The following is an 11893-nucleotide window of genomic DNA, read 5'->3' as shown; positions in this document are numbered from 1 at the left end:
CGCGCCCCCCCGCCGGCCCCCCGCGCCCGACGGGCACACCGGATGGCAAGGAGAACATTCGCCGTGGTCGACCTCGTCGAGATCTACCTGCATTGGTACGCGGGCCGGTCCAAGAGCCGGGTGTCCGCCTCGCTGGGGGTGGGCCGCAAGACGATCAGGAATATCTGGCGCCGGCGGAGGCGGCCGGGATCACTCCGGGAGGGCCGTCGCTGAGCGAGGTGGACTGGGCGAAGCTACTCAAGAGCTGGTTCCCGGAGTTGGCCAGCCGAAGGCTGAACCAGGTGCGGTGGGCAGAGATCGAGCCGCACCGGGACTACGTCAAGAGCCCGCTGGGGACCACGACGGTCACCACGATCCACCAACAGCTTGGGGACGATGGCAAGTTGAAGGTGGCGCTGTCCACGTTCCGCCGCTGGGTGCACGAGAACCTGCTGAGGAGGCGGCCCGCTCGAAGGTCACGGTGCTGCGGGAGAACGTCGAGCCGGGCTCGGAGACCCCGATCGACTACGGCTTCCTGGGGCAGTGGATCAACCCGGCGACCGGGAAACGGCACCGGATCTCGGCGTTCGTGATGGTGCTGCCCGCCTCGCGGCACATGTTTGTCTCCGCCCGGTGGCACACATGGACCAGCACGCCTCGACCGAAACGCACGCGGAGGCGTTCCGCTTCTTCGGCGGTGTCCCGCGGCGTCTGGTGCCGGACAACCTGATGACCGGGGTGGACAAGCCGGACCTCTACGACCCGCGGATCGACAATTCGTACGCCGAACTCGCCTCCTACTACGGCACGTTGGTGGACCCGGCCCGTGCCGCGAAGCCGAAGGACAAGCCCAGGGTCGAGCAGCCCATGCCCTATGTCCGAGACTCGTACTGGAGCGGGCGGACCTTCACCTCGCTGGAGCACATGCAGGCCGAGGCCCTGCTCTGGGCGAGGAACGTCGCCGGTCAGCGGCAGTGCCGGCCGCTGGACGGTGCCAAGCCGCTGTCTGTGTTCGAAGCGGTGGAGGCCGAGGCCCCTACTTCCTCTGCCGTCCGAGCCTTTCGTGCCGGCCAGGTGGTCGAAGGCAACGGTCGGCCCGGACATCCACATCAAGGTCGGCCGCACCCTCTACTCGGTGCTCTGGAAACTGATCGGACGCCGTGTCGGCGTCCGCTCCACCGCCGCCACGGTGCAGATCTTCCACGAGGGCGAGCTGGTCAAGACTCACGCCGCCCTGGAACAGGGCAAACGCACAGACAAGAACGACCACCCGCCCGAGAGGATCGCTTTCCAGATGAGGACGCCGATCTGGTGCCGCGGCCAGGCATCCCAGGTCGGGGACGCCTGCCGTCAGGTCATCGACCAGCTCCTGGAGGTCAACGCCCTCTACCGGCTTCGCGCCGCCCAGGGGGTGCTCGGGCTGAGGAAGAAGTACGGGGACATCCGGCTGGAGGCCGCCTGCCGCAAGACAGCACCGCTGCCGAGCAGCCGCGGCGGTGGACTCTCCTGGACCTCGCTGCCGGGGAGGCCGACGCCGAGCGTCTGGCCGAGCAACTGGCTGCCTGCCTGGCCCCGGCCGGGGGCTGGTATGTCAACTACAGCACCGCCACGGAGGCGTTCGTGGTCTTCGCCGACAAGATCTTCCGCTATCCACGCAAGCAGGTCGAAGGCCGTCGGCAGGCGCAGGACTACGCGCGCTCCATCGGAATCCCCGAGCCACAACTGGACTGGCAGGACTGACCTGTCGGGCCCCGCATCATAAGCGGGGCCAGACTGCTGCTGCGGTCACCACCTGGGGAATTACATGAACACAGGGGGTGGGGAATCGGCTGACCGTCGACACCCCGCAAGAGCGCCCCGACTTCGAGGAACGCATGAACCATGTGGCGCCGCCGTGGGACACCTACTACCGCGGCATCACGGTGCGGGCGACACCGGCGGTGGTGTGGCGGTGACTGTGCCAGATGCGCGTCGCGCCCTACGGCTACGACTGGATCGACAACCTGGGGCGGCGCAGCCAGCGCCAGTGGACGCCGGGCGCCGACAAGCTGGCCGCCCGCCCGGCCCTGCGGCGGCTGCGGGAGGTGTTCGACACCATCACGCTGGTATGGGCCGACGGCGCCTACGCCGACGCGCTGGTCGGGTGGGCGCGCCGGAGGTTGAGGTTGACCATCGAGATCGTCAGAAAACCCGGGGGCGCAGCAGGTTTCGTTGTCATACCGCGGCGTTGGGTGGTGGAACTTATTCTGGCGTGGATCTGCCGCCGCTGCGTCCGCGATTACGAGCGCCTGCCCGAACATCACGAGGCCATGGTAAAACTCGCCATGATCATGCTCATGTCCCGCCGACTGGCCCGCACCTCGCCACCGAAATGAGCAGTTTCTTCACAGGGCAGTGAGCTTCACAACCTTGTGGTGCAGTCAGCGTCTATGACCAAGCAGATGATTGCTTCCCAACTTGAAATCAGAAAGGAAATCCGGCAAAACCCGCCACGGCAACACCTGGCTCAACGGTGCCCGGGGCGCCGCCACGCTGGCCGCGTGGCAGGCCAAGGACACCTACCTCGCCGCGCGCTGCCGACGGCTCAGACCCCGGATGGCAACCAGGAAAACCATTGTGGCCATACAACATTCCGTCGTGGTCGCGGCCTGGCACATGCTGACCCTCCGCATCGGATACCAGGACATCGGCAGCGACTACTTCACCCACCTGGACCCGAACGCGCCTTGCGACGCATCGTGCGGCAAGCCAACAGGCTCGGCTTCACCGTCCGTTTCGACCCGCTCGGCGCCGGCTGACCTCGGCACCCCGCCTGCCTGACCCGCCGGGGCGGCCCAGTCACGCCCACATCCACCCGCACGCCAATCATCAAGAAGTATATTCTCGGACTGGCCGTGCAGGTGGACAGAACTTCGCCAATTGGTCGACACCTCACATAACGAGGAGCCCCGACTCTATGGCCCGAACAACCGCAAGAGTCCGATTTGGGCAGTTGAGCTTGGCCAAAATGATGCCGACCGTGCGTTTAACTCCATGTTCGGAGATACTCAGCGATCGAGCGACTTGTCGGTTACTTAGCCCCTCGGCAATCAGGCGCAGTACCTGTTGTTCCCGTGCCGTCAGTGCAATCATCGACGCGCGCTTCGAGGTGGTGTCATCACTGGCTTGGTCGGGTGCCGTCACGGATCGTCGCACCAGGGTCGCCGACACATGAGATCGTCCAGCCTCCACGTCGACGATCGCTTCGCGCAGGGTCTCGGGGCGGAGATCTGCCCAGTCCAGGAAACCGTTTGCGTGATCGACCCAGGATTGCTCAACAACGTCTGCCGAATCTACCAGGATCAGTACACGTATGTTGTGGATGCGCAGCTTTTCAGCGATCTCGTCAGGTATAGACCCTAAAGCATTGCTGGATGAAATGATCAGCTGGCCGTTGCGGAATGTCGAGAGATCTTCGATATCCGTGATGAATTGCACTGTCAACTGGATGTCGAGTGAACGAAGCATTCCCTCGATGCTGTATCGACGAATGTCGTCTTGGATTATCAGCACGATCTGGAGGTTGGTATCGAGGGTGCCGGTAGGCACAGTGATCCCAGTTTGCAACGGGGATCGTCCAACCCGCGGGGAAGCTCGTTTGTCACGTATATCAGGTACCAAGTGGTCTCTCTGATGGGTGTAGCGTTCGTGATTTCCGCTGCTCGAAATCGGTTGCCGCGTTAACCTGTCGTTCACGCTACCCATTTCAGTGATCCCCCGTTACCCATTTCAGTGATCCCCCGTTTTCTCACGTTGAAATCTCGAAGGCTCTACCGCTGTAGATGAGCATGGCACGAGTTGGCGGGAACTGTCCACCCCGAACTATCGTATCTGGGCTGGTGGGTGTGGTTGATGGGCCCGTGTCGGCGGGCGGGCTGCCGGGTTCCGCGGGCCCGGTGGCGGTCCTTTCAGCCTCGATCCATCGCGTGCATTCTGATCAGGGGTGCCGGGCGGGTTCGGGGTGGTCTTTCGGGTGCGGGCAGCACGGTGTGCCGGGTGGCCGTCCGGTGTGGGTTCTCCGGCAATCAGACATCCGATGCGGGTCACTCGCAACGGGATTTCTCGGCGGGCTGGCAGAACGACGTGTCCGCTCATCGGCGCGACCGAGCGTCTCTGGGCGGCACCTGGGGTAATGCCCGGTTTGGCCTTTCGGTTGGGCTCAGCAGGCTGGTTGCGGCCCGCCGGAGGGGCTGCGGTAATGCTCCGCGCCAGGCGGGCGTGGAGGTGCCGGTCAGCATCTTCGACATCCGGTCGCTATCGCCCAGTACACCCGGGACTCGGCCGAGGCGGGCCGGTGCTCGTAGTCGCGCACCAGCCTGCGGTGGAGGATCAAGATCCCGTTCGTCTGCTCCACAATCCACCGCCTGTGCTGGGGCACGAACCCCGTCTCGGCCGGGTTGCGCTCGACGACTTCGACGTCGATGCCCATCTGCTTCCCGTGGTCCACGACCGTCTTCTTGAACCCCTGGTCCCCCCAGGGCCTTCTGCACGGTGCCGGCTCCCGCCGCGACCTTGTCGAGCAGGGCGGTGCCGAAGGCGTTGTCGTGGACGGAGGCGGCCAGCACCACCACCGCGATCACCAGGCCCAACACGTCGACACGGCCAGTCCCCGCTTACGGCCCGGCACCTTGTTGTTCGCGTCCCGCCCGGTCGTCCCGGCGGGCCCCCGGCGGCGGCATGCAGGCTCTGGGTGTCGAGTGCGACCAGGCTGGGGTCGACTAAACGGCCCTTCTTCTCCCGGACCTGCCAGCGCAGCAGGTCGTGGATGGTCTGGCCGGTGCCGTCGTCGCGCCACTTGTAGAAGTAGTACTTCACCGCGCCGGCGGGCGGCAGGTCGTGGGGGAGGTACTCCCACTGGCAGCCGGTGCGGGACTGGTACAGCAGGGCGTTGACGATCTCCCGCATGTCGTAGTTGCCGCGAGCGGACGCTGCGCACCGTGACTCGAGAGAGTCACAGACAAGGAGCCGAGCCGGAGTGATCCGGTTCGGCTCAGGCTCCTTGCTCGTTCTCCGACCCGGCCTCCTGGCCGTTCTCGTGCGCATCGTTGCATGAATCGTCGTTTGTCACCTGATCGGATGAACGCTCTCGAAGTGTGGTCATGTGACTGCACGTGCAGGTGGCAGATTTCCTTCCGCACGTCGGTGGTCCGTCACCGCCGTCCGCCTCGTGCCGCCGACGGCGGAGCAGGAGCCAGTCGCGAGATGCCCAAGCGCCACACGGGTGCTGTTGGGGCCGATCCCTCTGCGGGCGTTGGCAGTTGGACCGTACGGAGCGGAACCGGCCGGACGCCTCGAGGCGTCGGCCTGCATCCCGCTGGCGCGGGGCTCCGGCCCTCGGGCGCGTGCCACGCCCCCGAGCGGCGGGAGCGTGCTTTCGTCCCGGCGCCGCCGGGTGAAGGAAGACATCCATGGCCCAGAAGCGGCCTGATGGCATCTACCCGTACGTCAGCAACGAGGCCTGGGCCGAGCGCCTGGCGGACGCGGTCGAGAACACCTGCGAGCAGGAGGGAGTCGTCCCGCCCCCGCGAGTGGCGATCGTCGAGGGACTCGCCACCGCCCTCGGTGACACCGAGATCAAGAAGATCGTGGCCACCCAGCGCCAGCGGAAGGTCCTCACGCCCTCCGCGTGGCGGCTCGTGCAGACGGGCGCCGACAAGGTCCTCCTGCTAATCTGCGACGTGCACGGCGCCGCCGCGGTCCCCTGGGACCTCAACGACCGCACGGTCAGCTCCTGGACACCTCCCAGCCAGGAGGCCGACGAGCGTGTCGAGTTGCTCATCGCCGCCGAGGCGGCCCTGGAGGACGCCGAGAAGGCGCGGAAGATCGCCGAGAAGGAGCGGGAGACCCACCGTCGCGCACCCGGTGACGAGACCTACGCCGCCCAGGCTCTGGCCGCCGCCGAGGAGAAGTACGCCGAGGCGAGCCGGCGGGTGCGGGAGACCGAGCGTGAACGCGACGCCCTGCTGGCCGCGCTCGGCAACCGCCGACCGCGCCCCGTGGTGCGAGCGGCGGAGGAGAACGGGCGCCCCATGGCGGCGCTCACCCTCGGCGAGCAACCGTACGACGTCGCCGTGCACCTGCAGCGGTACGCCGTCGACAACCTGCGGCGCGCGGGCAAGACCCGCGGCTACGACCTCGCCGAGTCCCTGGTCGCCGCGGGCCAGCTCTCGCGCGGCATGAGCGTCCTGCAGCGGTGGCAGATCAAGAACGCCGACGGGCAGGTCTCCCGGCTGTGGCGCATGGTCGCGGTGACCGCCAACAACCGTGCCCTGGCCCGCCTCGACATCTTCGGCCTGCGCCCGGAGCACCTGGTGACCGGCATGCCCCAGTCCCTCCACCCGATGCCGAGGGAGAAGAACGATCCCACTCTGCTGCTGCTGAACCAGCGGGAGGTCCTGAACCGCGTCTCCGTGCGCCTCAACGAGGCCAACGCCGCCCAGGAGACGGAGTCCGAGGATCCGTCCCGGCGGGCAGGCAAGATCGCCACGGTTCCGATGGAGATCGTCATCGGCTGCAACAAGCCTGCGGCGCTGGAGCATGTGCTGCGGTCCCTGAACGTCAACGACCACCTGCGCGGCATCCAGCCGTACGACGAAGACGCCCGGCTGATCGCCCTGTTCGCCACGCTCGTCGACTCCTACGCCAGGGAGGGCCTGCTCGCCGCGGCGCTCGCCGAGACCTTCCCGACCGCACGAGGCGCGGACCTGCTCGACCTGGGCGGCGTGCGCGACGCCCTCACGGCGAACGGACCGCTCGACCCCTTGGCGCCGCTCCTGCCGACCGGCGAGGACGTCACTGCGGTCACGCTGCGAGACATCGCGATCCGGGCCGTCACCGCGCTCGTGTTCCCGGAGATTCCCCCGGCCCCTCCACAGACCAGCAGGCGCACGGTCCGTGACACCGGACGGTACTGGCCGCTCGTGAAGGGCACGCTGCAGGAGCCGCCCTGGAGCCAGACCCGCGCCAAGACGGCTGATGCCCGCACCAGGCTGTGGTCCGCGGCCGTCGCCCAGCTGTACCTGCACCGGGCCAACATCCTCTCGGCGCTGGGTCTGTTCGGCGTCCCGGAGACCAAGGAGGGGTCGAGGCAGGACCCGAGGTCGCTCAGGGAGCTGTTCCTCGGGGCCGAGGCCGGCGACGGCACCGCGTGGGCCGCCCTGGTCCGGCGGATGGCACCGACCCTCATCCACGCCCCCGAGCCTCTGGTCACGCCCGGTCAGGGAAGCGAGGCCGGAGAGGGCCGCAAGGGCGTGCGCCGAAGTCCCATGAACGCCCTCGCGGCCCTGACGCTGGCCTACAGCGAGAAGGCGCCGAACGTCAGCAGGTCGCTCCTCCTCGCCTTCGCGAAGGCCGTGCTGGAGCACCCGGACGCGGTCCGGGCGCCCGAGGCACCCGACGGCGAACGCCCGGTCTGCTACGGCGAGCGGGACTGGGACGACGCGGGACGCACCGCGATCGTGCCGGGGATGGTGCTCGCCCCGGACACCGAGGGCCGGCCCACCCCGTTCGTGGCCGACAAGGCGTGGTTCGACGAGGTCTTCACGGTGGAGCTGGGCCGGGTCGCGCCGCCCAAGTCCGCTGCGGGCGCCACGAACGGAGGGCAGCAGACCACCGGGACCACCGCGTCCCACGACGACACCACGGCCCATGGCGCGGTGCCGCCTGACCCCCGCGACCAGCTGGCCGTACTGCGCCAGGAGCTTCCCGCCCGCGTCGAGCTGGTCGAAGGCAGTTACCAGCGAGCGGTCGACGCCGCCGGCACCCTGTTGACGGACTTCGAGGAGGCACGCCGTCTGCGTACCCAGCTGGGTGAGGACACGCTGGCCGCCGACCAGCGGATCGAGTGGATGGAGAAGCTGGCGAAGGTACGCGACGCCGCGCAGACCAGTGTGGACACGCTGAGCCAGGTGGAGGCCCTGATCCTGCAGATTTAGCAGACCCGGCAGATCCAGCAGACGGGCAGATCCGGAGGACGCGTCCCGACGGCCGTCCCGGTCCCGCAGCACACGGGGCCGGGACGGCATCGGCGGCGCCGCTCACCGGCCGTGCGGCTCCCGTACGACCGCCACGTCCCAGGGAGCAAGCGTGACCGAGCCCGCCGTCTCCTTGCCGGTGAGGAGTTCCGTGGCGCCCGGTGCGACGGGCAGCTCCGCACCCCGGCCGGAGTGGTCGATGAGGAAGACGTAGTCCGCCTCAGGGCCGCGCCTGCGGACCACTTCGACACCGGCCGGGGCGGTGCGCACCGGCTCCACGCCCGCCTCGGTGCGGATGCGGTCCAGGAGGGCGGTCAGCGTGGCCGGGTCGGGGAGCGTGGCCAGGTACCAGGCGGTGCCGGTGCCGTACGTGTGCCGGGTGACCGCCGGGACACCGGCGAGCGCAGCGAGATGGGGGTGTCCCCGGCCGAAGGCCGGGGGAGGGCCGTCGGCGTAGGAGGCGACCGCCTCCGCGCCCGACGGCCGCAGCCGTTCCGACCACAGCGTGCCCGTCGCACCGTCCGGCACCGCACCGCTCAGGGCGATCTGCTGTCCGGGCAGCAGCGGGAACGGTTCGTCCGAGCGCACACCCAGGACGTCCCGGAACGCCCCGGGGTAACCGCCCAGCCGCACATGGCAGTTCTCGTCCACCATCCCGCTGTGGAAGCCGACGGCGAGGGTGCCGCCGCGCTCGGCGTGGGCCGTGAGGTTCGCCGCGCCCGTGTCGTCGACCAAATACAGGGAGGGGGCGAGCACCAGCCGGTACGCCGACAGGTCGGCGTCGGGCCGTACGAAGTCCACGGCCACGCCCGACCGCCACAGCGGCTCGTACCAGGAGCGGACCAGGTCGAGTTGGCGCAGTTCGCCGCTCGGCTGGGAGGGCAGTTCCAGGGCCCAGCGGGCGTTCCAGTCCCAGACGATCGCCACCTCGGCGGGGACCGTGCTGCCGCGCACCTCGGCCAGGGCCTTCAGGTCGGCGCCGAGCCGGACGACGTCCTGCCAGATCCGGCTGTCGGTGCCCGCGTGCGGGAGCATCGCAGAGTGCCACTGCTCGGCGCCCGCCTTCGCCGCCCGCCACTGGAAGTAGGCGATGCCGTCCGCTCCCCGTGCCACATGGGCGAGCGCGTTGCGGCGCAGCTCGCCGGGGTTCTTCGCCCGGTTGACGGGCTGCCAGTTCACCGCGCCCGTGGAGTGCTCCATCAGCAGCCACGGGCCGCCCGCGAGCGAGCGCATCAGATCGCCGCTCAGCGCGATGTCGATCTCCGACTCGGGGTCGGTGGACATCAGATAGTGGTCGTTGGCGACGATGTCCAGTTCCGGTGCCCAGCGCCAGTAGTCGAGGGCGTCGAAGGTGGCCATCACCATGAAGTTGGTGGTGGCCGGGACCGAGGGGGCCGCCGCCCGCAGCACGTCCCGCTCGGCCGTGTACAGCGACAGCAGCTCGTCCGAGCAGAAGCGGCGCCAGTCCAGCCGGTGCGTCGGGTTGGGCACGGCGCCGGTGGCGCGCGGCGGCAGGATCTCCTCCCAGTCGTAGTACCACTGGGACCAGAAGGCCGTGCCCCAGGCGTCGTTGAGGGCCGCCAGGTCCTCGCCGTAGCGGGCCCGCAGCCAGCGGCGGAAGGCAGCCGCGCTGGTGTCGCAGTAGCAGGCCGCGTTGTGGCAGCCGTACTCGTTGTGCACGTGCCACATGGCCACGGCCGGATGCCCGGCGTACCGCTCGGCCAGCGCGCCCGCGATGCGCAGGGCGGCCTCGCGGTAGGCCGGGCTGGACGGGCAGAACGTCTGGCGGCTGCCGTAGGAGAGCGTGCGGCCGTCCCGGTCGGAGGGCAGCGCCTCCGGGTGGGCGCGGAAGAACCAGGCCGGGGGCGCCGCCGTGGGGGTGGCCAGGTCGGCGGCGATGCCGTTCTCGTGCAGCAGGTCCAGGATCCGGTCCATGCGCGAGAAGTCGTACACGCCCTCGGACGGTTCCAGCAGCGCCCACGAGAAGATGCCGACGCTGACCATGGTCACCCCGGCCTCGCGCATCAGGCGCATGTCCTCGGCCCACACCTCCTCGGGCCACTGCTCGGGGTTGTAGTCGCCGCCGTAGGCGAGGCCGGGGACGGACAGGGTGCGCTTCACTGAGTTCTCTTCGTTCCCTTTCAAGTGCGTGCGCCTCAGCCCTTGTTGGAGCCCAGGGTCAGGCCGCTGACGAACTGGCGCTGGAGCGCGAAGTACACGATCAGTGTCGGGATCGCGGTGAGCAGGGCGCCCGCGGCCACCAGGTTGGGGTCGGTGAAGTACTGGCCGGAGAGGTTGTTCAGGGCCGAGGTGATCGGCATGTTCTCGCCGGTCGAGATGAGGACGAGGGCCCAGAAGAAGTCGTTGTAGATCCAGATGGACAGCAGGGTGGCCAGGGCCGCCATGGCGGGCTTGCACAGCGGCAGCGTGATCTGCCAGTACAGCCGCCACACCGAGGCGCCGTCGACCAGTGCGGCCTCCGTCAGCTCGTGCGGCAGCGAGCGCATGTAGTTGCTCAGCACGAACGCGCAGAAGCCGGACTGGAACGCCACATGGATCAGCACGAGCCCGAGCGCGGAGTCGTACAGCTTGCCGCTCGCCGTGATGCCCGGCAGGTTCGTGAGCAGGTACAGCCGGTACAGCGGGGTGATGATGACCTGCTGCGGCAGCAGGTTGCCCGCCGTGAAGACCAGCAGCAGCGCGAGGTTGAGCCGGAAGTCGAAGCGGCTGACGTAGAACGCGACCATCGACGACAGGAAGAGCGTCAGCAGCACGGCCGGCACGGCGATGACCAGCGTGTTGCCGAAGTAGTGCAGCATGTCCGACTGCGTGAACGCGTTCTTGAAGTTGTCGAGGTTCAGGGTGTCGGGCCAGGACACATAGCCCTTGGCGCTGGTCTCGCTGTAGGGGCGCAGGGCCGAGAAGACCGCCCAGAGCAGCGGGGCGAGCCAGGCCAGGGCGGTGCCCGCGAGGAAGACGTGCAGCAGGACCCGGGCCGGCCGGATCGGGGCGCGTCCCCGTCGCGGAGCGGTCACGGTGGAGGCGCTCACGATCGCCGCTCCTTCCGGAAGGTGGCCACCAGGTACGGGATGATCACCGCGAGGGAGATCACGAGGAGGACGACGGCGATGGCCGATCCGTAACCGATGCGGCTGGACTCGCCGATGATGTTGTTGGTCACCAGGATCGACAGCAACTCGGTGCCCTGGGCACCCTTGTTGAAGACGAAGACCAGGTCGAAGGCGCGCAGCGCCTCGATGATGGTGACGACGAGGACGACCGTGTTGGTCGGGCGCAGGGTCGGGAAGATGACGTTCTTGAACGTCTGCCACTCGTTCGCCCCGTCCAGTGCCGAGGCCTCCCTGAGCGACGGGTCGACGCTCTTCAGGCCGGCGAGGTACAGGATCATCATGTAGCCGGTGTGCCGCCAGGACGCGGCGATCAGGACGGCCCACAGGTTGAGCTTGGGGTCGCCGATCCAGTCGATGTAGTGACCGGGCTTGTTGGCGCCGATGATGCTGTTGATCAGTCCCGTGTCGGGGTTGTAGACCAGCTGCCAGACGAAACCGATGCACGCCATCGAGATGACGACGGGCAGGAAGAACGCCGTCTGGTAGACGCGGCTGAACCGGATCTTCTTGTCCAGCTGGACGGCGAGGAAGAGGCCGAGCGGCGTCGGGATCAGGATGAGGACGACGAACCAGATGACGTTGTGCTGGACGGCGGGCCAGAACTGCGGGTTGTCGTTGAAGAGTTGTTTGAAGTTGTCGAGGCCCACCCACTTGATGGAGTCGAACCCGATGCCGTCCCAGGTGGTGAAGGCGAGCGCGACCCACCCGCCAGGGACCGGGCCGGTAGGGGCGCCGCCAGCGCTCCCGGTCGTCGTGGGGCAGCGCGCTCTC

Annotated in this window: 9 protein-coding genes and 1 pseudogene; 5 read left to right on the top strand and 5 right to left on the bottom strand. The window is 68.3% G+C overall.

The window, feature by feature from the left end:
• Positions 1 to 621: 621 nt before the first annotated feature.
• The 4 genes from AB0H32_RS42670 to AB0H32_RS42655 all read left to right on the top strand — a co-directional run bounded on the left by AB0H32_RS42670 (position 622) and on the right by AB0H32_RS42655 (position 2799).
• Positions 622 to 1719 (top strand): hypothetical protein, encoded by a 1098-nt coding sequence (locus AB0H32_RS42670; RefSeq protein ID WP_361133235.1) that lies wholly within the window; start codon positions 622 to 624, stop codon positions 1717 to 1719.
• Between the two features lie 77 nt (positions 1720 to 1796).
• A complete protein-coding gene (locus AB0H32_RS42665; protein ID WP_361133232.1) occupies positions 1797 to 1934 on the top strand; it encodes a hypothetical protein in 138 nt (45 codons plus the stop codon).
• A gap of 9 nt (positions 1935 to 1943) precedes the next feature.
• Positions 1944 to 2354 carry a transposase gene (locus AB0H32_RS42660; protein WP_361133229.1) on the top strand — a complete coding sequence of 137 codons (411 nt, stop codon included), beginning with the start codon at positions 1944 to 1946 and terminating at the stop codon, positions 2352 to 2354.
• A gap of 82 nt (positions 2355 to 2436) precedes the next feature.
• The gene (locus tag AB0H32_RS42655) at positions 2437 to 2799 is read left to right on the top strand and encodes a hypothetical protein (RefSeq protein ID WP_361133226.1); all 363 of its coding nucleotides are present in this window, start codon (positions 2437 to 2439) and stop codon (positions 2797 to 2799) included.
• Positions 2800 to 2910: 111 nt separating this feature from the next.
• Here the strand turns inward: AB0H32_RS42655 and AB0H32_RS42650 are convergent, their stop codons facing one another.
• A complete protein-coding gene (locus AB0H32_RS42650) occupies positions 2911 to 3567 on the bottom strand; it encodes a response regulator transcription factor (RefSeq protein ID WP_361133224.1) in 657 nt (218 codons plus the stop codon).
• Positions 3568 to 4223: 656 nt separating this feature from the next.
• Positions 4224 to 4938 (bottom strand): annotated as a pseudogene (locus AB0H32_RS42645) (IS5 family transposase); the annotation flags it as partial.
• 488 nt (positions 4939 to 5426) lie between these two features.
• Between AB0H32_RS42645 and AB0H32_RS42640 the strand changes: the two are divergent.
• Entirely contained in the window at positions 5427 to 7952 is a 2526-nt protein-coding gene (locus tag AB0H32_RS42640) for a hypothetical protein (RefSeq protein WP_361133221.1), read from the top strand.
• Between the two features lie 102 nt (positions 7953 to 8054).
• Here AB0H32_RS42640 and AB0H32_RS42635 read toward each other — a convergent pair whose 3' ends face one another.
• From AB0H32_RS42635 to AB0H32_RS42625, 3 genes are all read right to left on the bottom strand, one after another.
• Positions 8055 to 10112 (bottom strand): beta-galactosidase, encoded by a 2058-nt coding sequence (locus tag AB0H32_RS42635; RefSeq protein ID WP_361133218.1) that lies wholly within the window; start codon positions 10110 to 10112, stop codon positions 8055 to 8057.
• Positions 10113 to 10147: 35 nt separating this feature from the next.
• Positions 10148 to 11041, bottom strand: a complete 894-nt coding sequence (locus AB0H32_RS42630; RefSeq protein ID WP_361133216.1) for a carbohydrate ABC transporter permease — start codon at positions 11039 to 11041, stop codon at positions 10148 to 10150.
• Positions 11038 to 11893 (bottom strand): sugar ABC transporter permease (locus AB0H32_RS42625; protein ID WP_361133213.1); only part of this gene is annotated, 856 nt, incomplete at its 5' end. The genes AB0H32_RS42630 and AB0H32_RS42625, both read right to left, overlap by 4 nt.

Origin of the sequence: Streptomyces sp. NPDC020362 (assembly GCF_040642095.1) — a bacterium.
In the GTDB taxonomy this organism is placed as follows: Bacteria; Actinomycetota; Actinomycetes; order Streptomycetales; family Streptomycetaceae; genus Streptomyces.
The sequence above is the reverse complement of the archived record's forward strand: the minus strand, read 5'-3'. Positions and strand labels throughout refer to the sequence as shown.